Source organism: Marinobacter sp. SBS5, assembly GCF_048285575.1.
Classification (GTDB): domain Bacteria; phylum Pseudomonadota; class Gammaproteobacteria; order Pseudomonadales; family Oleiphilaceae; genus Marinobacter.
Map to the genome: position 1 here is coordinate 387,974 of NZ_JBLWAZ010000001.1, position 20,384 is coordinate 408,357.

Consider the following 20,384-nt stretch of genomic DNA (forward strand, 5'->3'; position numbering starts at 1 on the left):
TTTGAATCTGTATAAACAGCTGACGCTTTTCGGCGCTGTTCAGGCGTGTCCGAAAGGGCACGGTGGCTCTACTTTGCCGCGCTTTGTTGTATTCTGATAGGCAACCGGCAAAAGGAGTGTGCCATTGAATATCGAGCAAGGCACCGTTTTTTTAGTGCTTGGAATCACTCTGGCCATGTTTGTCTGGAACCGCCTGCGTTTTGATGTGGTGGCCATGCTTGCGTTACTGGCGATCGCGGTTGCGGGTTTGGTTCCCGCCGCCGATCTTTTTGCCGGCTTTGGCCACCCTGCTGTGATTACCGTGGCGGCGGTTCTGGTGATCAGTCAGGGCTTGGTGAATAGTGGGTTCGTGGATGCCATCGCAAAGCTTCTGGGCAAGGTAGGGCAGAATGCCGTGCTGCAGGTGATTACGCTGACTGGCGTGGTTGCCCTGTGTTCTGCTTTTATCAATAACGTGGGTGCTCTGGCGCTTCTGATGCCGGTGGCTATCTGGATGTCTCGGAAGTCTGGCCGCTCCCCTTCTCTGTTGCTCATGCCGCTCGCGTTCGGTTCGCTGTTGGGTGGCACCATCACTTTGATCGGCACTCCGCCGAACATCATCATTGCCAGTTACCGCGAGGTCGGAACATTCGGTTTGGTGGATTTCGCGCCGGCCGGGCTTGCCATCACGGTAGCGGGTATTGCGTTTATTGGGTTGGTGGGTTGGCGGTTTACGCCGAAACGGGATGACCCGGCTAGCGACGATAAATTGTTTAATGTCGGCGACTATGTGACGGAACTCCGGGTTCCGGAAGGATCCGGCTATGCGGGGAGCACGCTGCATAACCTGCTGACCTCCGGAGAGGAAGATAAGAGCGTTGTGGTGCTTGCGCTCATTAGAGACGAAAAAAACTCTCCTGCACCCTCGTCGTATCTGGTGTTACGGGAAGGTGATGTTTTGCTGGTACAAGCCGACACCGAAAGCCTGCAGGAATTTGTGGACAGTACCGGTCTGGCGCTGGCGAATGCCGTCGAGGGCGAGGATGATGCTAGCGAAGGCGAGGAGCCGGCAGGAAAAGGACGTTCCCGAGAGGATAAAGAGGAAAAAATAGCGACCGGCGATGTCCGCCTGACCGAAGCCGTGATTACACCGTCCTCTCTACTCATAGGCCGAACCACTAACCGCTTCAATCTGCGCGAACACTACGGGCTGAACGTGGTGGCGATCGCTCGTCAGGGCCATCGATTGACCCAGCGCTTATCGGACACTCGCTTCCGGTCAGGTGACATTCTGCTGGTGCAGGCGCACGAAAGTAAGGTTATGGCCACGTTGCAAACACTGGGTTGTCTGCCCTTGGCAGAGCGTGAGCTGACGCTTGGCCGGCAGAAAAGTTTGTGGCTGGCCGGCGGCCTGTTCATGGCGGCGATTGGCCTGATCCTTTCAGGCTTGCTTGCGCCGCCGGTGGCGTTGGTAGCCTGTGCCGTGGCTATGGTGCTGGTGGGGCTGCTGGATACCACCGAAGCGTATAAGGCGATTGATTGGTCGGTGATTGTCTTGCTGGCCGCGATGATCCCGGTGGGCCAAGCGCTGGATGCTACCGGTGGGGCAGATCTTATTGCGGCTCAAATACTGGCGGTTGCCGAAGGTCAGGCGGGCTGGGTAGCGCTGACCATTATTCTGGTGGGTTCTATGTTGTTATCCAATGTGGTGAACAATGCGGCGGCAGCGGTCTTGGTGGCGCCCATTGCGCTTGGGCTTTCACTCCAGCTTGATCTGTCGTCCGATGCAGCCTTGATGGGGGTTGCCGTGGGCACGTCGTGTGCGTTCCTTACGCCCATTGGGCACCAGTCCAATGTGTTGGTGATGGAACCGGGCGGCTATCGTTTTGGGGATTATTGGCGGCTGGGGCTGCCGTTGTCGGTTGTGGTCACGGTGGTGGCGGTTCCCGTCATCCTATGGGTCTGGGCGTGACCGGGCCGGCTACCGGTTCAGTTATCTGAGAGCAGGCCGAAAAAGATAGTTTCAACCAGTGTCGGGGCGATGTCGGCCAGTGGACGTTGTTCCGGTGCGATCAGCCAGTGAAAAAAAAGACCGAGCATTTGTGTGTGTAGCAAATACGCGGCGTGGTCGGGGGTTAGGTGCGGACGCAGGCGTGTCCGGTTCTCGGGCAGGGTCATAATCTCGACCAGCTGAGCAATGGCACCGGCTGACAGTTCCCGGTGTCTATTCAGCGCCTGATCAGACTCGTTTCGATGAAGCAGAATGTAGTGCACTCGAAAGTACCTCGGGTCTTCTGCCAGTTTTCTCAGCGCTAGCGTGCACACCGCTTTCAAATTGGCCAAGCTACCGCTGCCGCGACTGGCGCTCGCCAGCATTTCCCCTAGAGGCGCGCGCACCCGTTCAAGCATGGCGTCGAGAATGTCCTGCTTGTTGCGGAAATGCCAGTAAATTGCTCCCCGAGTCACGCCGGCCGTGTTGGCAATTTGTTCGAGCGAAGCACGAGCAACGCCTTTGTCGATAAACACCTGTTCGGCGGCATCGAGGATGGACTCGCGAGTGGCCGCAGCTTCTGCTTTCGTTTTCCGTGCCATGATTCGGTAACTATAGTGTCGGTATAAACCGTCAGTATAGCTGAGGATTGTTTACATACATACACGAATGAATGTATGTTAGCGTGCTAATTTTGCAGACCGTTCTGGCCTGTTTGTTTACCCGGATTGATCTTGCCTCGTGTTCAGGAGAACGCACATGACCATGGAACTATTTCATCGCCCAGTAGCCCGCGCCGGGCTGATTATCGCAGGCTTATCGACCTTGTTGGTGTTAGCAGGCTGTAGCAGTGAAGACAGCGCAGGTCAGCAAGCTGGAGGAGGATTTCCCCCGGCTGCAGTGACGGTGGAAACGGCTGAGCTGAGCAATGCCAAGGTGCGTCAGGACTATGCCGGTCGGGCACGAGGTGCGAGAGAAGTGCAGGTGCGTGCGCGAGTCAGCGGGGTTCTTGAGGAGCGGCTTTATGAAGAGGGGCAGATGGTGCGCGAAGGCGATTCTCTGTTCCGCATAGACCCTAAGCCGGCAGAGGCTGCGTTCCAATTGGCGAAGGCTCAGCGTCAGGTCGCTGAGGCGAACTTGCGCCAGGCTGAGCGGGAATGGGCCCGAATTTCATCTTTGTATAAGCGTAAAGCCGTGAGTGAACGGGATCGCGATTCTGCTGAGTCTGCCCGAGAGCTGGCGGAAGCGAATTTGGCCGTAGCTGAGGCGGGTATGACCAAAGCAGAGCTGAACCGGGGCTATACCAAAGTGACTGCGCCACTGAGCGGTGTGACCAGTCTCGAGGACTTGCCAGAAGGCAGCCTAGTGGATGCGGGCACCTTGCTGACCACGATTGTGCAGCTTGATCCGGTTCATGTGCGCTTTGCGTTGCCAGAAAACGACGCCAGCATCCGTCGCGCTGCAGCGGAGGGCATGGCCCGTTCCGAAGAAACTCAGGACGTAACGGCTCGGTTGGTATTAGCGAACGGTCAGGAGTATCCGCTGGAGGGCCGCATCGATTTTACCGCGTCTACGCTCGACCCCCGCACTGGATCAGTTTCGGCACGAGCGGTATTCCCGAATCCCGAGCATGTCATTGTTCCGGGCCAGTTTGTGCGGGTGCGGGTTGAACTTCAGAACTTCGAGAACGTGATTATGGTTCCCGAAGCTGCTGTTGCCGAGGGTCCAAAAGGGCCGATGATTTACGTGGTGGACGACGAAGGCAAAGCCCAGGTGCGCAGTGTTGAGTTGGGACCCGTGACCAATGGCCGCCAGATTATCCTGAAAGGATTGGAAGCCGGTGATCGATTCATTGTCAGTGGATTGACCAACCTTCGCCCGGGTTCACCGGTAAAGATTACGAATGAGAGTGCCGGGGAGGGCGCAAACTGATGTTGCGCACATTCATAGACCGGCCGATTTTCGCGACGGTCATATCGATCCTTATTACCTTGGGCGGCGCGCTGGCGCTGCTCGGATTGCCGGTAGAGCAATACCCGAACGTGGTGCCGCCGCAAGTCGTGGTCGACGGGCGGTTCCCGGGCGCGAGCGCGGATGTGATTTCTGATTCGGTGGTTGCACCGCTGGAGCAGGAGATCAACGGCGTTGACGACATGATCTATTTGGAATCCAGCGCAACCGACTCCGGCAGTTTCCGGATATCGGTGTCGTTCGAGATCGGAACCGATCCGGATCAGGCCACTATCAACGTGAACAACCGGGTGCAGCAAGCGCTGGCGCGATTGCCGCAGTCTGTCCGTAACCAGGGCCTGAAAGTGGAGGCACGTTCCACCTCGATTTTGCAGGTTATTGCGTTGTCGTCTCCTGATAACTCTATGGACGTGGTGGAGATCTCCAACTACGCCTTGCTGAACGTACTCGACGAGTTGGTGCGGCTACCGGGGATTGGTAATGCATCCTTGTTCGGCGCACAGGATTACTCGATGCGTATCTGGCTACGGCCGGATAAGCTCGCCCAGTATGAATTGACACCGGGCGATGTAGCGAACGCCCTTCGTGCTCAAAACGCCCAGTTTGCCGCGGGGCGGATCGGCGCTGAACCGGCTCCCAAAGGCCAGGCGTTCACCTTCAGTGTGTCGGCTCCTGGCCGCCTGACCAGCCCTGAGGAGTTTGGTGAAGTGATTCTGCGCAGTGATGAGCAGGGCGCTTCGCTGCGGTTAAAAGACGTCGCGCGCATTGAACTCGGCGCTCTGAACTACGACTTTGCGGCGATTTATAACGGCAGCGCGACCGTGCCAATGGGCGTGTATCTTCAGCCTGGCGCCAACGCCCTGGATGCCGCTGAAGCGGTGAACAAGGCCATGGCGGAAATTTCAGACCGCTTCCCCGAAGGGCTGGAATACAGCGTTCCTTATGACACCACCCGCTTTATCGATATCTCCATTCAGGAGGTGTTCAGCACCTTTATTATGGCGGTTGTGCTGGTGGTTCTTGTGACATTCCTGTTCTTGCAGAACATCAGTGCCACCCTGATACCGTTGATGGCTATCCCGGTGTCGCTGGTGGGCACCTTTGCGGGGATGCAGGCACTGGGTTTCTCGGTGAACTTGCTGACCTTGTTCGGGCTGATACTGGCTATCGGGGTGGTGGTGGATAACGCCATCATCATTATGGAAAACGCCGAGCGGCTGATTAAAGAAAAGGGCATGACCGCCTACGATGCGGCGGTGACCACCATCGGGCAGGTTTCTGGCGCGGTGGTTTCATCAACGCTGGTATTGGTGGCAGTGTTTGCCCCGGTGGCATTCTTGGGCGGCCTCAGTGGTGAGTTGTATCGTCAGTTTGCCATCACCATTGCCGTGTCGGTGGTGATCTCTGGCATTGTGGCTTTGACGCTCACGCCGGCTATGTGCGCGATGTTGCTGGGCAAGGAAAGCAAACAACTGACGGTGTTTCGCTGGTTTGATGCCGGCTTCGATAAGTTGACGGCGGGCTTCTCCGGTGTGGTGGACTGGCTGCTGAAGCACGCCTTTGTGGGTGTGTTGTTGTTTGCGGCCATGCTGGTGAGTGTGGTGTTCCTGATGAACAAGATGCCTTCGGGTTTGGTGCCGCAGGAGGATCAGGGCTTTGTGCTGGCGGCATACGCTTTGCCACCGGTGTCGGCCATGAGCCGGACGGAAGCCGCCCGGGATGAGTTGGCAGCGAAGATGAAGAGTTTGCCGGAAGTGAAAGACGTGGTGGCCTTTGCCGGCTTCGACATCATTTCCAGTGCGCTGCGAACCAACAGCGGTGTCGCGTTCGTGACGCTTGAAGATTGGGCTGAGCGTGAAGGTGATGGTCAGGGCGCAGCGGATATTGCCAAGAAGATCATGGGGATTGGCTTTGGCATGCCGGAAGCCTTCGTGATTGCCTTCACGCCGCCACCGATTCAAGGTCTATCGACCACAGGCGGTGTGGAAGGCTACATTCAGGCTCGAGGCGGGCGTACCCCGGCCGAAATCAAGGCGATGGCGGATAAGTTCACTCAGGCCGCGAACGCTCGTCCGGAGCTGACGAACGTGCGGGTGACGCTGGATACCGGGATCCCTCGCTATAAAGCGAACGTGGACCGGGAGAAGGCTCAGGCTGCCGGTGTGCCTATTGATCAGATCTTTACCACCATGCAGAGCACCTTTGGTGGCTTGTATGTGAACGACTTTACGCTGGAGGGCCGTAACTGGCAGGTCAATCTTCAGTCTGAAGGTGAGTTCCGTAGCCATCCCGGGGATTTGCGCAAGGTGTTTGTGCGGTCCAATTACGGTGAGATGATTCCGCTTAGCTCCTTGGTTGAGCTGGAGCGTACCAGTGGGCCGGATATTCTGAATCGGTTTAACGTGTATCCGGCGGCCAAGTTGCTAGCAGACCCCGGCCTGGGTTATACCACGGGTGCGGCGCTGGCGGCTTTGGAGGCCGTGGCGGCTGAGCAATTCGACCGGGATACGTTGGTGGGTTGGACCGGTGAAGCCTATCAGTTGCAGGACTCTGCGGATTCCGGTGCCATGGCGTTTGGTATGGGCTTGTTGTTGGTGTTCCTGATTCTGGCTGCTCAGTATGAGCGTTGGGGGTTGCCAGTGGCGGTGGCGACGGCGGTTCCATTTGGCGTGTTTGGGGCGGCGCTGGCTTCGTTGTGGCGTGGTTTTCCGAACGATATTTATTTCCAGGTGGGGCTGTTGGTGTTGATCGGGCTGGCGGCGAAGAACGCGATTCTGATTGTGGAGTTTGCGGCTCAGAACCGGAAGTCGGGGATGAGTTCGTTTGAGGCAGCCAGTATGGCGGCGCGTCAGCGTTTCCGGGCGATTATGATGACGGCGTTGACCTTTATTGTTGGGTCGTTGCCGTTGGCGTTCAGTACCGGGGCTGGTGCGGTGAGTCGTCAGGAGATTGGTACGGTGGTGGTTGGCGGTATGCTGGCGGCCAGTACGTTGGCGCTGTTTTTTGTGCCTTTGTTCTATAAGTTAATTGAGGACTTTGGGGATTGGCGCAAGCAGCGTAAACAGGCCTGACCTTTGGGGCTGACTTCGGTCAGCTCTTTGTTAAGATCATTGAACCGCCGTGGGTTTCTGCCCATCGGCGGTTTTTTATTGATATGCTGTTTTTCGGAGTAAGAATCGGCAGAGGGGAAGTGCTTCCAAAAACCGCTCCTTCGGCACCCCTCCGGGGTCCGGCCCGCAATCGCAGATTGCGGTCGTTCGGCTGTCGCATGAAGCGTTGCTTCATAAGCGCTCGGCCGAACCCATGTGGCGCTTCTGCTTCGCCATCCATGGCTGCGCACGTTTTTGGAAGCACTTCCCCTCTGCCGATTCCCAGACGCAGGGGGATGATTTCAGTGAGCCTAAACTCGATGTCTGTTCTTGAAATGAAAGCCCAGTTGCTTGAGGAGCTGGCGCTCGCTCGAACTCGAACAGAGCAACTCATCAATTCGTTATCCGACGCTCAACTCGATGTTCCTTATCACCCCGGTGTGAATCCGCCGCTTTGGGAGATGGGGCATTCGGCGTTTTTCTATGAGGTGTTTGTTTTTAAGCTGCTGGACGGCACGGAGAGTTATAACCCGTCGATGGATGATCTCTGGGATTCGTTTCATGTTCAGCATCGGGATCGTTGGCGTAGGGATTTGTTTCCCGGGCGTGAGGAAACGCTTCGATACTTCAATGTGGTGTATGACCGTGTGGCGGAGCGTATTCGTGGCTGTGAGCTGACGGATCAGGAGTTGTATCTGTATCGCTATGCGATTTTTCACCAGAACATGCACATTGAGTCTCTGATTTGGTGTCGTCAGACGGTGGGTTATCCGGCGCCAGGGGATTTTAAAGGCGATCGGCCTGCGCCGGGTGAGGCGGTTGCTGGGGATGTGGAGGTGCCGGCGGGGCGTTGGGTGATGGGGATGCCCGGGGCCCCTATGGATTTTGCGGCGGAGGATTTTGCGTTTGATGCGGAGAAGCCTCGGTTTGAGGTTGAGTTGCCGGGGTTTGCGATCAGTCGGTCGTTGGTGACGAATCGTGAGTTTTTGGCGTTTGTTGAGGATGGTGGTTATCGGCAGCCTGAGTTGTGGTCGTTTGGTGGGCAGCAGTGGTTGGCGTCGGCTCCGGGGCATCCGGTGTATTGGCGGCGTCAGGAGGGGCAGTGGCAGGTGCGGTTGTTTGATCGCTGGTTGCCTTTGAATCTCGATGCGCCGGTGACGCATGTTTCCTATTGGGAGGCTGAGGCTTGGTGTCGCTGGATTGGGCGGCGTTTGCCGACGGAGTATGAGTGGGAGGTGGCTGCCCTGGGGAATCGGCCGGGCGAGGTTTTCCGGCGTTATCCGTGGGGTAATGAGGCGCCCGATGTGTCACGTGTAGATATGAATGGCCGATCCATGGCGCAGAACCCGGTGTTTGATTATCCGGCGGGTGAGAGTCCTTTCGGGTGCCGGCAGATGTTGGGTTCGGTGTGGGAGTGGACCAGCGATCAGTTTTTGCCGTATGACGGATTCAAGGTGGATATGTACCCGTTTATGTCGACCTTGCAGTTCGGTGATCACAAGGTCACTCGCGGCGGTAGTTGTGCCACGACATCGAGTTTGATTCGTGGCACGTATCGGCAGGCTTATTTGCCCCATAGAAACGATGTATTTACGGGTTTCCGTACCTGCGCTTTAAGTTGATTGTCGCTTCGAGTCGGATAGCGTTGCCTCGGGCTCGGGAATTTCAGGGGCTATTTTTTGCAAATGACCGGCCAGGGCGACCCCGGTTTCGCTCATGGTGAGATAGGCTTCGTTGGCACCAGCTTCGCGAATGCGTTCAGCTTCATCCGCAAACATGGTGTGAGCCACGATGTAGCCTGTGAATCCGAGTTTCCTGAGCATGCGCGCGGCGATCAGTTTGGCTTCTATATCACCCATGGCGAGAATCACGGCCTCAACCGAAGGCATGTGCAGAGCTTCCCAGAAGGTGTTGTCTTCGGCATCGGCGTACACCACGTTGCGCCCTTGCTTCTGGTGTCGTGACACTTTCGCCAGGTCGGAGTCCAGTGCCATGAGTCTGGCTTCTGTGGCGTTTAATGCATCGTAGGCCGCGGTTCCGGTTCGCCCCATGCCCATGACCACAACACGGGTGTCACCCAAAGAAATGGGCAATTCATCCGGGTGCCGTCGGTCGCTTTCGAAGGGCACTAGGCGGTGGCTCCAGCGCTCATACAATGGGTGAGCCAAACGGTTTAGCGGCGCGGAAATCAGGAACGACAGCGCCACTGACAAGGCCAGCGGTACCAGCCATTCGGGTAGCGCCACGCTGGCGACAATCAAGCCGAATTCGCTGTAATTGGTCAGTGCCAATGACGTCAGGAAACTGCTGCGCGCGCGAAGCCGGAAGAGCAGCATCAGGAAGAAGAACAGAATGCCTTTTAGAGGAAGGATCAAGGCAACCACAACAGCAAAGATGATGGCATCTTTCCCCGGTAAGCCGTCGATGCCGATTTGTAGAAAGAACCCCACCAAGAAGATTTCTTTGACGCTCCACAGGGATTTTGCCAGTTCTTGGCTTCTCGGGTGGTTAGCCAGAATAGCGCCGAACACCAGAGCGCCCAATTCCGAGCTGAGCCCCACCGCTTGAAAGCCCAGGCCGCCCAGCACCAGTGCCAATAACAGGCCCAGAAGAACCAGCAATTCTTCGTGGCCGCTTGCGTCCAGAAGTTTGTACAAAACGGGGCGAAGCAAGGGCAAACCGAATACGATCAGCGCCCACTGAGACGGTGTTTGTCCGGCCGCCAGGCTCATCACCAGCAGCGCAATCAAGTCCTGCATGATCAGGATGCCGATCGACACGCGCCCGTGGAAGGCCCGGAGTTCTCGTTTGTTTTCCAGTACCTTGGCGGCGAGTACGGTGGAGGAGAACGACAAGGCGATCGCCAGCATCAGCGCGGTGTACCAGGTAACTTCTAGGATCAGATAGATGCCGGGAGCGAACACCAGCGCGGTTATCGCGAAGTGCAGCAGGCTGCCGCCAATGACTTCGGGGCTGATCACCGATTTCAGTTTGAGTTTTAGCCCTACCGTAAACAGCATGAGCAATACGCCCAAGTGGGCGATGTGATCGAGTACCTCGGTCGGTTCTGGCGAGATGGGAATGGACGGATTGGCGGCCATCGCACTGAGTATAAAGCCCGCGCCCAGATAGCCAATTAATGGAGGCAGGTGCACAGCCTTGATCAACAGGCCTAGGCCAAAGGCAAAAGATATCCAGATTGCTTCAGGCATGAAAGGCCCTTCCCGGGGAACAGAACAAGAAGGCTACCTTGTTTTTTCCCCTTGTTGAAGTTGATTTAAAGCTAACGAGCTGTCCTTTGACCTTTGTCGGTTTGTGATCGGTAAGGCTTGGAAAACTCGAGAAACAGGCGGGCGGACTCTTCGGGAGTTTCAATCATGGGGGCATGCCCGATGCCTTCCAGAAGGGTCAGTTGAGAACCCGGAATGGCCTGCTTGAAGAGTTCGCCGTTGCGGTAATTAAGAATGCGATCCTCCTTGCCCCAGACAATCAGAACTGGATCTTGGATGTGTGTGATCGCATCCCGAAAATCGAAGTTTAAGCCGGCTTCCCGTATGTCGGCAAAAATGACTTCATTGATCGCTTGGTTGGCAATCGCTTTTTCTTCCATCACTCCCAGAATGGGCCAGGGGATAAACGGTTTTTCTTCCATGGCAAAGTCTACCAAGCGCTCGAAGTCGCCCGGCTTGGAGGGGATGAGCGGGTTGTCCCCCTCGAGTACCAAATCCGTGAGCTCGCTCGGGTATTCAAGAATGCCGGCGGGGTTGAACAGAACGGCGGTTTCGATCTGTTCAGGGTAGGTCGCTGTATAGAGTGCGGTAATCGCCCCACCCATGGAGTTGCCCATCATGTGCGTTTTATTGATGTTCAGCGCCGCGAGTATGCGGGCAAGGTGGCTGACTTGCTGTTCCAGCTGGTAGCCAAGATCTAACGGTTTGCTGCTGTCGCCGTGGCCCGGCAGGTCGATGGCGTAAACGTTGAAGTCGTCGGTCAGTTCTCCTGCCATGCGTGTCCAGTTGTCTTTGTTGGCGGCAAAGCCGTGTACCAGAACGATGGTGTCCCCGTTGTTGGCTTCAATGTTTCGCAGGTAGGCAATCTCTAGCTCGCCAACGGTTATCCGGCTGGCTTCCAGTCCGGCGCCGGAGCGTTCCCAGTCAATCGCGGTGTCGTAGATGCCCTGCCGCGAGCAGGCGCTGGTGAGCAATACGGTTAGAAGCAGAAATGCGACGGTGAAGGGTGACTGTTTCAGCATGAGTGTGGTTCCCGAGTGTAGAGATCGTTTCTTGGAAGGGGGGTTACATTACGGCATAAAAAAGCCCGGTCAATGACCGGGCTGACAATGCGTGTGAACGGCGTTACAAATCAGCCTTGTTCACGGGCGATGGCCCGGTATGCAATGTCCTTGCGGCAGAATACGCCGTCCCACTCAACCTTTTCCGCCAGTTCGTAGGCGCGCTGTTGAGCTTCGGTGACGGTGTTGCCTAAGGCCGTAGCGCACAGTACGCGACCGCCGTTAGTTACAACGTCGCCGTTTTTCAGGCTGGTACCGGCGTGGAAGACTTTCTCGCCCTCTACTTCGGTTTCCGGCAGACCAGAGATCACATCGCCTTTGTTATAGCTGCCCGGGTAACCGCCGGCGGCCAGAACGATGCCTACAGATGCGCGTTCGTCCCACACGGAATCACATTGGTCGAGCGTGCCTTCAACGGCTGCGAGAGACAGTTCAACGATGTCCGACTTCATGCGCAGCATGATCGGCTGGGTTTCAGGATCACCGAAGCGGCAGTTGAACTCGATCACCTTGGGTGCACCCTGGGTGTCGATCATCAAGCCTGCGTACAGGAAGCCCTTGTACGGGTGGCCTTCAGCTGCCATGCCGTTGACGGTTGGCATGATCACTTCATCCATGATGCGCTGGTGCACATCGGGCGTGACCACTGGAGCAGGAGAGTACGCACCCATACCTCCGGTGTTAGGGCCGGTGTCGCCGTCGCCAACGCGCTTGTGGTCTTGGGAGGTCGCCATGGCCAGTACGTTCTTGCCATCAACCATGACAATGAACGAGGCTTCTTCGCCGTCCAGGAATTCTTCGACAACGACGCGGCTGCCAGCATCACCGAAGGCGTTGCCGGCCAGCATATCGCGAATGGCATCTTCTGCTTCTTCCAGCGTCATCGCAACGATGACGCCTTTACCGGCGGCCAGGCCATCAGCCTTGACCACAATCGGTGCACCTTTTTCACGAACGTAGGCGAGGGCTTCGTCGACGTCAGTGAAGTTTGCGTAATCGGCGGTCGGGATCTTCTGGCGTGCCAGGAAGTCCTTGGTGAAGGCTTTGGAGCCTTCGAGCTGAGCTGCACCGGCGCTGGGGCCGAAAATGCGCAGGCCGCGCTCTTCAAACTTGTCGACCACGCCGGCAACCAGCGGGGCTTCCGGGCCAACGATGGTTAGGCCGACGTTGTTCTGTTCGGCAAAGTTGGCCAATCCGTCCAGATTCATGACGTCCAGATCCACGTTTTCCAGACCGGGCTCGCGGGCGGTGCCAGCATTACCCGGTGCGACAAAAACCTTGTCGGCCATTGGTGATTTGGCGGCTTTCCAGGCCAGTGCGTGCTCACGTCCGCCACTGCCGATAATCAGAATGTTCATGTTGTGCTCCTGAATGCTTTGATCAGTGACGGAAGTGGCGCATGCCGGTGAAGACCATGGCGATGCCGTGCTCGTTGGCAGCATCGATCACTTCCTGGTCGCGCATGGAACCGCCGGGCTGAATAACCGCAGTGATGCCTGCTGCGGCCGCAGCATCGATGCCATCACGGAACGGGAAGAAGGCGTCGGAGGACATGACTGAACCTTTCACTTCCAGACCTTCGTCAGCGGCTTTGATGCCGGCGATCTTGGCGCTGTAGACACGGCTCATCTGGCCTGCGCCAACACCGATGGTGCGGCCGGCTTTGGCGTAGACGATGGCGTTGGATTTAACGTACTTGGCCACTTCCCAAGCGAACAGCAGGTCGTTCAGTTCCTGTTCGGTAGGATGGCGGTCGGTAACAACCTTTACGTCTTCCATCGCTACCATGCCCAAGTCGCGGTCCTGAACCAGCAGGCCGCCGGTGACACGCTTGTAGTCCATGGTCTTGGCGCGGTGGCTATCAAATTCACCGCAGGCCAACAGGCGGACGTTCTTCTTGGCGGACACAATCTCCACGGCTTCCGGCGCAATGCTGGGGGCAATGATGACTTCCACAAACTGGCGATCGACGATGGCCTGTGCGGTCTTGGCGTCCAGTTCGCGGTTAAACGCGATGATGCCGCCAAAGGCTGAGGTGGGATCGGTAGCGAAGGCCAGGTCGTAGGCCTGAAGAATGTCGGCACCAATGGCTACGCCGCAAGGATTAGCGTGCTTAACGATCACACAGGCCGGGTCCGCGAACGGTTTAACGCATTCCAGGGCGGCATCGGTGTCGGCTACGTTGTTGTAGCTCAGCTCTTTGCCTTGCAACTGCTTGGCGGTGGCGACGCAGGCTTCACGCGGATTGCGTTCGGCGTAGAAAGCAGCGCGCTGATGCGGGTTTTCGCCGTAACGCATGTCCTGAACTTTCACAAACTGAGCGTTGAAAGTACGAGGGAAATCAGCGTTGTCGTTGTCTGGCGTGCGCCCGCCCAGATAGTTGGCGATGGCACCGTCGTAGCCAGCGGTGTGTTCGAAGGCTTTAACCGCCAGATCGAAACGAGTGCTGTAAGTCAGCTCGCCGTCGTTGTTTTCCAGTTCGGACAGTACCCGGCTGTAGTCAGAGGCGTTCACAACAATGGCAACATCATTGTGGTTTTTAGCCGCGGCGCGAACCATGGTCGGGCCACCGATGTCGATGTTTTCGATGGCGGTAGCCAGATCGCAATCCGGGTTGGCAACGGTGTCTTCGAACGGATAGAGGTTCACCACCACCATATCGATCGGGTTAATGCCGTGTTCGGCCATGATGGCGTCGTCGGTACCGCGACGGCCCAGAACGCCACCGTGGATCTTCGGATGCAGGGTTTTTACCCGGCCGTCCATCATTTCCGGGAAACCGGTGTAATCGGATACTTCGGTAACCGGTACGTTGTGCTCTTGCAGCAGTCGGAACGTGCCGCCGGTAGAGAGCAGCTCAATGCCGCGTTCGGTCAGGGCACGGCCGAAATCGACGATGCCGGTTTTATCACTCACGCTGATCAGGGCGCGACGGACGGGGGTGTTAGCCTGGTTTGCCATGGTTCAGTTTCTTCGCTGTTCAGATAAGCCGGGGGTAGCCTGAATATAAAGAACAAAGGCCTCGCGAACGAATCCGGGAGGCCCTTGTGGATCGAGTCTGATTATAGCAGACCGTACTGCTTCAGTTTCTTGCGCAGGGTTCCGCGGTTCAGGCCAAGCATGGTGGATGCCTTGGTCTGGTTGTTGCGGGTGTACTTCATTACCTGCTCGAGCAGGGGCGCTTCAACTTCAGAGAGCACCAATTGATATACATCGGTGACGGGTGCTCCGTCCAGTTGCGCGAAGTAGTTCTTCAGAGCAACTTCTACGCTGTCGCGCAGGGTGACGCTATTGCCGCTGCCGTTTACCGTGTGCAACTGATGCAATTCATCGTTGGCCGGGGTGCTCAGATTATCGTGTGCCAAAGTCTCAGCGGTCATGCTGCGAATACCTCTCCATTTCGTAAGCGTGCAAAGTACTGTGCGATGCTGTCTTTTTGCTCCAGTGGATCTTCGATCCCATTGAAGCGACTGCGGAACTGTTTGCTTTCATCGTGGGTCTGCAGATACCAGCCCACATGTTTTCTGGCGATACGCACGCCCATCTTTTCCCCGTAGAAGCTGTGCAGTTCGGCTAGATGCTCTTGGAGAATCTGCTCCACTTCATTCAGGGGCGGTGCCGCAAGGTGTTCGCCGGTTTCCAGAAAGTGCATTATTTCCCGGAAAATCCATGGCCGGCCTTGCGCGCCTCTGCCGATCAGCAACCCGTCAGAGCCGGTATAAGTCAGCACATGCCGGGCTTTCTCTGGTGTGGTGATGTCGCCATTGGCAAACACCGGAATACCAACGCTGGCCTTCACTTCGGCTATGGTGTCGTATTCGGCATCGCCCAGGTATTTATCGGCTCTTGTGCGGCCGTGTACAGCGAGGGCCTGAATGCCTGCGTCTTCTGCCATTTTTGCAATTGTTTTGGCGTTGCGGTTGTCGCGATCCCAACCTGTGCGCATTTTCAGTGTCACCGGAATATCGACGGCGCCTACCACCGCTTCCAGAATTTCCTGAACCAGCTTTTCGTCTTTCATTAGGGCCGAGCCAGCGGCCTTATTGCAGACTTTCTTGGCTGGACACCCCATGTTGATGTCGATGATCTGGGCGCCAAACTCGGCGTTTTGCCGCGCGGCATCCGCCAGCATGTCTGGGTCACCGCCGGCAATTTGCACTGACCGGGGTTCTGGTTCGCCCTGATGGTTCATCCGGGTACGTGATTTGCGCGTATGCCAGAGCTTGCTATCCGCTATGACCATTTCTGATACAGCCAAACCTGCGCCCATTCTTCGGCACAACAGCCGAAACGGGCGATCTGTTACACCGGCCATGGGTGCAACTATCAAGGGGTTGGGCAGGGTGTACGGCCCGATTTTTGCCGTTGGCAGCATGATCTGAGTCCGTGTCACAGCGGGTTTAGCAAGGTTCGGTTATTAGTCGTTGCTCAAAATCTGATCGACTGTTTCCCGAAGGGCGGTAATGATACCGCCGGGGGCAGTTTGATTGAAGGGATAAATGGGCGAAAAAGTTGATTATTTTTCGCCCTGTCTGGTTGACTTTTGCTCTACCGGCTGTAGGCCCTTGTCGCGGCTTTCGGTATCTACGGACGGAAAAGCAGGTTGTAGTTGACCGCATCCCGTCCGGGGTCGCGAATCCGGATGGCAATCTTTACCGGAGTATCCGTAGGCATGTTTTCCAAGGCCTCTCCGTCGCCGGCAAGATACTCTTTAGGGCTGAAAACGCTTTGGGCCACCACATCGCCATTCAGGTTGGAAAATGTCAGGGCAATGGACGGGAATGGCTGCTCGAAGTTGGCGCGATTGATGATAACCGCATCAACGATCAACTGGCTGCGGTTGTCCGGGTCTGTCCGGACCACGAGTTTCCGGCTTTGTATGGCATCGACATTCACCAGCGGCTGGAGTTTGCAGCCGGCCAGTGCACAGCCTTTCTCGTAAAAGGGGCGCAGCTGAGGGATAGCCGATAGTCGATCAAATTGGAACCAGGTGGCCTGTGCGATCAGTAGCCCGAGCAGCGCTAGTGTAACAAGGCTCCATAGGGCCGTTCGCAGACGATTGCCTCCACCACCGACCGACACAGGGTCTCGGCGTAAGTCCCGGTACAAGGTGTCTGTGCCCTGTCCCGGGCGGGTTCGGCTGATGAGGGGGTCACCTACATGATCCGCATCGTTGTTCAACGGCTCATCGCTGTCTGTTTGCTCGTCGTGCTGGACGGCAGAAATGGCGCTGGCTGATGCTGTTTCAGGCTCAGGCTCAGGCTCAGGCTCAGGCTCAGGCTCAGGCTCAGGCTCAGGCTCAGGCTCAGGCTCAGGCTTTTCGAGTTGGTCCGCGGCAGGCGTGGGATGATCATCGGAAAGCATGGCTTCAGCCCAGCTCTCGTCATCATTCGCGTTGATTGCTTCCTGGTCGTCTTCCGAAAAGCTTTCGTTCTTACGGCCATCGACAGAGAGGAAGCTTTCGCTCAGCTCATCGTCGGAAAAAGTCAGTTTGTTGCCCGCGTAAAGTCCTTCTTCCGCATCTTCCTCGGGGTTGTCGACAAACACGAAGTCGTCTTCAATCACGCTGCTGCGGGTGTTATCGCTGGTGGAATCTCCAGATGACGGGGGTTCAGGATGGGTATTGGCGGCGGGAGTCGCACTACCGCTGGCAGGTGCTATTTTGTGTTCGTTGGCGTTAAAAATGGCCATGCAGTTGCCGCAACGGACTTTGCCTCCGGCGACACTGAGCTGTTCGTCAGTTACCCGAAAACGGGTTCCGCACTCTGGGCACTGTGTTTGCAGGCTGCTCTGGGTCATGCTGTTATCCTGAACGCTTAGTCACTGCGTGATTACTAGGAACCACGCAGTTTAGACGTAAACGTTTGATTCGTCATTCGCCCTTGCGCCGTCCTGTGAGGCGTATCCACTCTTCTTTCTGTTCGGGTTCGTCCATGATGAACCAAGGTTCATAGGCTTCCATCACTTCTCTGGCCTGGTTCGATAGAATGCCTGAGAGGACGAGGCTGCCGCCAGTGCGAGTCAGTGCGGCCAATCGGGGTGCCAGACCAATCAATGGTTGGGCCAGAATGTTGGCGAGCATGACATCCGCCTGAGTGTCGGGATCACTGCCGGGCAGGTACAGATCAAGTCGGTCGTCTTCAACGCCATTGCGCCGGGCATTTTCCCTGCTGGCTTCCAGCGCTTGAGGGTCGGTGTCCACGCCAATCACGTGGTTGGCGCCGAGAAGCAGGGCTGCAAGGCCTAGAATGCCAGAGCCACAGCCGTAGTCGATCACTTGTTTGCCTTCAACATCCTGACCGTCAAGCCACTGCAGGCAAAGGGCGGTCGTGGGGTGCGTGCCCGTGCCGAACGCGAGGCCCGGGTCTAGAAGCAGGTTGGCTGCGTCCGGGTCTGGCGCTTCGTGCCAGCTGGGAACAATCCAGAGCCGCTCACCAAAGCGCAGCGGATGAAAGTCGTCCATCCAAGCTCGCTCCCAATCCTTGTCTTCGACCAGCGTGACATCAATCTCTGCGAGAGTTTGCTGAGTTTGTTGGTGCCAGGCATCCCGGATATCTGAGCACAGTTGGTCGATATTCCGGTCTGATTGAAACAGCCCGGTTACGGTGGTTTGGCTCCATAAGGGCGTTGTGCCCGGATCCGGTTCGTAGAGGGGTTGGTCGGCGGCGTCTTCCATGGAAACGGCATCCGAACCCATTTCCATTAGCAGGTCTTCCAGCTGATCCGCAGTATCGGGATCAGCTGGAATCTGGAGTTGTATCCAGGGCATGGTTAATCCTGTATCAGTTTTTCGAGGTAGTGAATGGTGAAGTCTACCTGTTTAAAACCTGCATCGCGCACCAGTTTTCTATGGAGCGGCTGATTGGTCTTGATGCCTTCAACCAGCATTTCATCCAGTGCGTTCTTCATCCGCCTGCGCGCGATATCCCGATCGCTACCCCAGGTGATCAGTTTTGCCACCAACGAGTCGTAGTACGGAGGCACTGTGTAGCCGCTGTACAGGTGGGAATCGACACGAATGCCGTTGCCGCCAGGGGCATGGAAATGCTTGATCTTGCCCGGGCTGGGGACAAAGGTTTGTGGATCTTCTGCGTTGATCCGGCACTCCATGGCGTGGCCAGTGATCTTGATTTCGTCCTGGCTGTATTGCAAAGGCAAGCCGCTGGCTATACGCAGCTGTTCGCGGACGATATCCACGCCTGTCACCATTTCGGTGATCGGGTGCTCTACCTGAACGCGGGTGTTCATTTCGATGAAGTAGAATTCGCCGTCCTGGTACAGGAACTCAAAAGTGCCGGCACCCACATAGCCGATTTCTTTACAGGCATCGACACAGGCTTTGAGTGTGCGCTCCCGGGTTTCCGGATTGAGGTTCGGGGCTGGCGCTTCTTCGATGACTTTCTGGTTGCGGCGCTGTAAAGAGCAGTCGCGATCACCCAGATGAATCACGTTGCCGTGCATGTCTGCCAGAATCTGAACTTCCACATGACGAGGCTTTTCCAGAAACTTTTCCAGATAAACGGTCGGGTCGCCAAAGGCATTTTTGGCTTCCGTCTGGGTGATCTGGACAGCTTTCAGGAGGGCAGCCTCGGAATGAACGACCTGCATGCCGCGACCACCACCGCCGGAGGCGGCTTTGATCATGACCGGGTAGCCAATTTTTCGGGCAACTTGCAACGTTCGTTCATCGTCGTCGGTCAGAGGCCCGTCCGAGCCGGGGACGGTTGGTACGCCGGCTTTTTTCATGGCCTCAATGGCTGAAACTTTGTTGCCCATCAGGCGGATCGTTTCAGCACTGGGTCCGATGAAGCGGAATCCGCTTTTCTCGACCTGTTCGGCGAAGTCTGCGTTTTCTGCCAGAAAGCCATAGCCGGGGTGGATGCCTACGGAATCCGTCACTTCGGCAGCACTGATGATCGCCGGGATGTTCAGGTAGCTCTCGGTCGCGCTATTGGGGCCAATGCAGACGGTTTCGTTCGCCAGGCGAACATGCATCAGGTCTCGGTCGACCTGAGAGTGAACCGCCACCGTTTTAATGCCGAGCTCTTTGCAGGCTCGCAGTATACGAAGGGCGATTTCACCGCGGTTTGCGATCAGAACTTTTTCTAACATAGCCATGGTTAGCAATCACCAGATTCAGGAAATGACGACCAGAGGTTGGTCAAACTCCACCGGCTGGCCATTTTCGACCAGAATTTCGGTGATGGTGCCAGACTTGTCTGCTTCAATCTGGTTCATCATCTTCATTGCCTCAACAATGCAGATAACGTCGCCAGCCTTGACCGATTGGCCCACTTCTACAAAGGCCGGTGCAGAAGGTGAGGGTGATCGGTAGAAGGTGCCAACCATGGGCGATTTCAGCGCGTGACCATTAGTGGCAGCCGAAGCCGCCGGTGCTTCTTCGGGCGCAGGTGCGCTGGCAGGTGCCGGAGCCGCTTGGGGTGCAGGCGCTGCATAATGGCTCACGAATTGGCCGGCGGCTTGCTCACGACGGCGGGAAATGCGGACAGAGTCATCCCCCTCGTGAATTTCCAGCTCCTCGACGTCAGATTCTTCGAGCAGTTCGATCAGTTTTTTGATTTTGCGAATATCCATAACTATTCCAGTCCCGTTGTCTCTGGTCTATCAGTGAATTTTTTGCAGAGCAGCCTGTAAAGCAAGATCGTAACCTTGGCTGCCTAAACCACAGATAACGCCTTGGGCGATATCTGAAAAATACGAGTGGTGCCGGAACGGTTCCCGCGCGTGCACGTTTGACAGGTGCACTTCAATAAACGGGATGCCTGATGCCAGCAGAGCGTCCCGCAGGGCGACACTGGTGTGGGTGAAGGCGGCGGGGTTGATAATGATGAAGTCCACCCCTTCAGCCCGGGCTTCGTGTATTCGATCTATCAGCTCATACTCTGCATTAGATTGCAGGTGCAGCAGATGATGGCCTTGCTCGGCCGCTTGATGCCGCAAGCGGTCGTCAATGTCAGCCAGAGTCTCATGGCCATAAACCTCGGGCTCACGTGTGCCGAGCATATTGAGGTTGGGGCCATGTAGCACAAGTATGGTCGACATG

Annotated in this window: 16 protein-coding genes; 4 read left to right on the top strand and 12 right to left on the bottom strand. The window is 56.6% G+C overall.

The window, feature by feature from the left end:
- Positions 1 to 124: 124 nt before the first annotated feature.
- Positions 125 to 1,951, top strand: coding sequence for an SLC13 family permease (locus tag ACNQ6O_RS01830; RefSeq protein WP_418051544.1), 1,827 nt, complete (start codon positions 125 to 127; stop codon positions 1,949 to 1,951).
- A gap of 17 nt (positions 1,952 to 1,968) precedes the next feature.
- On the opposite strand, the gene ACNQ6O_RS01835 is transcribed toward ACNQ6O_RS01830, so the two are convergent.
- Entirely contained in the window at positions 1,969 to 2,571 is a 603-nt protein-coding gene (locus tag ACNQ6O_RS01835) for a TetR family transcriptional regulator (protein WP_418051545.1), read from the bottom strand.
- A 157-nt stretch (positions 2,572 to 2,728) separates the two neighbouring features.
- Between ACNQ6O_RS01835 and ACNQ6O_RS01840 the strand changes: the two genes are divergently transcribed.
- The 3 genes from ACNQ6O_RS01840 to senA all read left to right on the top strand — a co-directional run bounded on the left by ACNQ6O_RS01840 (position 2,729) and on the right by senA (position 8,651).
- The gene (locus ACNQ6O_RS01840; protein WP_418051546.1) at positions 2,729 to 3,901 is read left to right on the top strand and encodes an efflux RND transporter periplasmic adaptor subunit; all 1,173 of its coding nucleotides are present in this window, start codon (positions 2,729 to 2,731) and stop codon (positions 3,899 to 3,901) included.
- Positions 3,901 to 7,011, top strand: a complete 3,111-nt coding sequence (locus ACNQ6O_RS01845; RefSeq protein ID WP_418051547.1) for an efflux RND transporter permease subunit — start codon at positions 3,901 to 3,903, stop codon at positions 7,009 to 7,011. Before ACNQ6O_RS01840 ends, ACNQ6O_RS01845 begins: the two co-directional genes overlap by 1 nt.
- Positions 7,012 to 7,349: 338 nt before the next feature.
- Positions 7,350 to 8,651, top strand: a complete 1,302-nt coding sequence (gene senA, locus ACNQ6O_RS01850; protein WP_418051548.1) for a selenoneine synthase SenA — start codon at positions 7,350 to 7,352, stop codon at positions 8,649 to 8,651.
- On the opposite strand, the gene ACNQ6O_RS01855 is transcribed toward senA, so the two are convergent.
- The 11 genes from ACNQ6O_RS01855 to aroQ all read right to left on the bottom strand — a co-directional run bounded on the left by ACNQ6O_RS01855 (position 8,643) and on the right by aroQ (position 20,383).
- Positions 8,643 to 10,241, bottom strand: coding sequence for a cation:proton antiporter (locus ACNQ6O_RS01855; RefSeq protein WP_418051549.1), 1,599 nt, complete (start codon positions 10,239 to 10,241; stop codon positions 8,643 to 8,645). The two genes, senA and ACNQ6O_RS01855, sit on opposite strands and share 9 nt — an antisense overlap.
- 71 nt (positions 10,242 to 10,312) lie before the next feature.
- Positions 10,313 to 11,281 carry an alpha/beta fold hydrolase gene (locus ACNQ6O_RS01860; RefSeq protein WP_418051550.1) on the bottom strand — a complete coding sequence of 323 codons (969 nt, stop codon included), beginning with the start codon at positions 11,279 to 11,281 and terminating at the stop codon, positions 10,313 to 10,315.
- Positions 11,282 to 11,391: 110 nt separating this feature from the next.
- The gene (gene purD / locus ACNQ6O_RS01865) at positions 11,392 to 12,678 is read right to left on the bottom strand and encodes a phosphoribosylamine--glycine ligase (RefSeq protein ID WP_418051551.1); all 1,287 of its coding nucleotides are present in this window, start codon (positions 12,676 to 12,678) and stop codon (positions 11,392 to 11,394) included.
- A 22-nt stretch (positions 12,679 to 12,700) separates the two neighbouring features.
- Positions 12,701 to 14,281 (bottom strand): bifunctional phosphoribosylaminoimidazolecarboxamide formyltransferase/IMP cyclohydrolase, encoded by a 1,581-nt coding sequence (gene purH / locus ACNQ6O_RS01870; protein WP_418051552.1) that lies wholly within the window; start codon positions 14,279 to 14,281, stop codon positions 12,701 to 12,703.
- A gap of 101 nt (positions 14,282 to 14,382) precedes the next feature.
- A complete protein-coding gene (gene fis, locus ACNQ6O_RS01875; protein WP_133007327.1) occupies positions 14,383 to 14,700 on the bottom strand; it encodes a DNA-binding transcriptional regulator Fis in 318 nt (105 codons plus the stop codon).
- Positions 14,697 to 15,695, bottom strand: a complete 999-nt coding sequence (gene dusB / locus ACNQ6O_RS01880; RefSeq protein ID WP_418051553.1) for a tRNA dihydrouridine synthase DusB — start codon at positions 15,693 to 15,695, stop codon at positions 14,697 to 14,699. The genes fis and dusB overlap by 4 nt, the downstream gene beginning before the upstream one ends.
- A 209-nt stretch (positions 15,696 to 15,904) precedes the next feature.
- Positions 15,905 to 17,119 carry a DUF3426 domain-containing protein gene (locus ACNQ6O_RS01885; protein WP_418051554.1) on the bottom strand — a complete coding sequence of 405 codons (1,215 nt, stop codon included), beginning with the start codon at positions 17,117 to 17,119 and terminating at the stop codon, positions 15,905 to 15,907.
- A 73-nt stretch (positions 17,120 to 17,192) separates the two neighbouring features.
- Entirely contained in the window at positions 17,193 to 18,089 is an 897-nt protein-coding gene (gene prmA, locus ACNQ6O_RS01890) for a 50S ribosomal protein L11 methyltransferase (protein ID WP_418051555.1), read from the bottom strand.
- A 2-nt stretch (positions 18,090 to 18,091) separates the two neighbouring features.
- Positions 18,092 to 19,438 carry an acetyl-CoA carboxylase biotin carboxylase subunit gene (gene accC, locus ACNQ6O_RS01895; protein WP_418051556.1) on the bottom strand — a complete coding sequence of 449 codons (1,347 nt, stop codon included), beginning with the start codon at positions 19,436 to 19,438 and terminating at the stop codon, positions 18,092 to 18,094.
- Positions 19,439 to 19,456: 18 nt separating this feature from the next.
- Positions 19,457 to 19,915, bottom strand: a complete 459-nt coding sequence (gene accB / locus ACNQ6O_RS01900) for an acetyl-CoA carboxylase biotin carboxyl carrier protein (protein WP_418051557.1) — start codon at positions 19,913 to 19,915, stop codon at positions 19,457 to 19,459.
- 30 nt (positions 19,916 to 19,945) lie between these two features.
- Positions 19,946 to 20,383, bottom strand: a complete 438-nt coding sequence (gene aroQ, locus ACNQ6O_RS01905) for a type II 3-dehydroquinate dehydratase (protein ID WP_418051558.1) — start codon at positions 20,381 to 20,383, stop codon at positions 19,946 to 19,948.
- Position 20,384: the final 1 nt, after the last annotated feature.

Coding starts and splice junctions, on each gene's coding strand:
- ACNQ6O_RS01835 (WP_418051545.1), bottom strand. CDS start 2,571: ATGGCACGGAAAACGAAAGCAGAAGCTGCGGCCACTCGCGAGTCCATC.
- ACNQ6O_RS01840 (WP_418051546.1), top strand. CDS start 2,729: ATGACCATGGAACTATTTCATCGCCCAGTAGCCCGCGCCGGGCTGATT.
- ACNQ6O_RS01845 (WP_418051547.1), top strand. CDS start 3,901: ATGTTGCGCACATTCATAGACCGGCCGATTTTCGCGACGGTCATATCG.
- senA (WP_418051548.1), top strand. CDS start 7,350: ATGTCTGTTCTTGAAATGAAAGCCCAGTTGCTTGAGGAGCTGGCGCTC.
- ACNQ6O_RS01855 (WP_418051549.1), bottom strand. CDS start 10,241: ATGCCTGAAGCAATCTGGATATCTTTTGCCTTTGGCCTAGGCCTGTTG.
- ACNQ6O_RS01860 (WP_418051550.1), bottom strand. CDS start 11,281: ATGCTGAAACAGTCACCCTTCACCGTCGCATTTCTGCTTCTAACCGTA.
- purD (WP_418051551.1), bottom strand. CDS start 12,678: ATGAACATTCTGATTATCGGCAGTGGCGGACGTGAGCACGCACTGGCC.
- purH (WP_418051552.1), bottom strand. CDS start 14,281: ATGGCAAACCAGGCTAACACCCCCGTCCGTCGCGCCCTGATCAGCGTG.
- fis (WP_133007327.1), bottom strand. CDS start 14,700: ATGACCGCTGAGACTTTGGCACACGATAATCTGAGCACCCCGGCCAAC.
- dusB (WP_418051553.1), bottom strand. CDS start 15,695: ATGCTGCCAACGGCAAAAATCGGGCCGTACACCCTGCCCAACCCCTTG.
- ACNQ6O_RS01885 (WP_418051554.1), bottom strand. CDS start 17,119: ATGACCCAGAGCAGCCTGCAAACACAGTGCCCAGAGTGCGGAACCCGT.
- prmA (WP_418051555.1), bottom strand. CDS start 18,089: ATGCCCTGGATACAACTCCAGATTCCAGCTGATCCCGATACTGCGGAT.
- accC (WP_418051556.1), bottom strand. CDS start 19,438: ATGGCTATGTTAGAAAAAGTTCTGATCGCAAACCGCGGTGAAATCGCC.
- accB (WP_418051557.1), bottom strand. CDS start 19,915: ATGGATATTCGCAAAATCAAAAAACTGATCGAACTGCTCGAAGAATCT.
- aroQ (WP_418051558.1), bottom strand. CDS start 20,383: ATGTCGACCATACTTGTGCTACATGGCCCCAACCTCAATATGCTCGGC.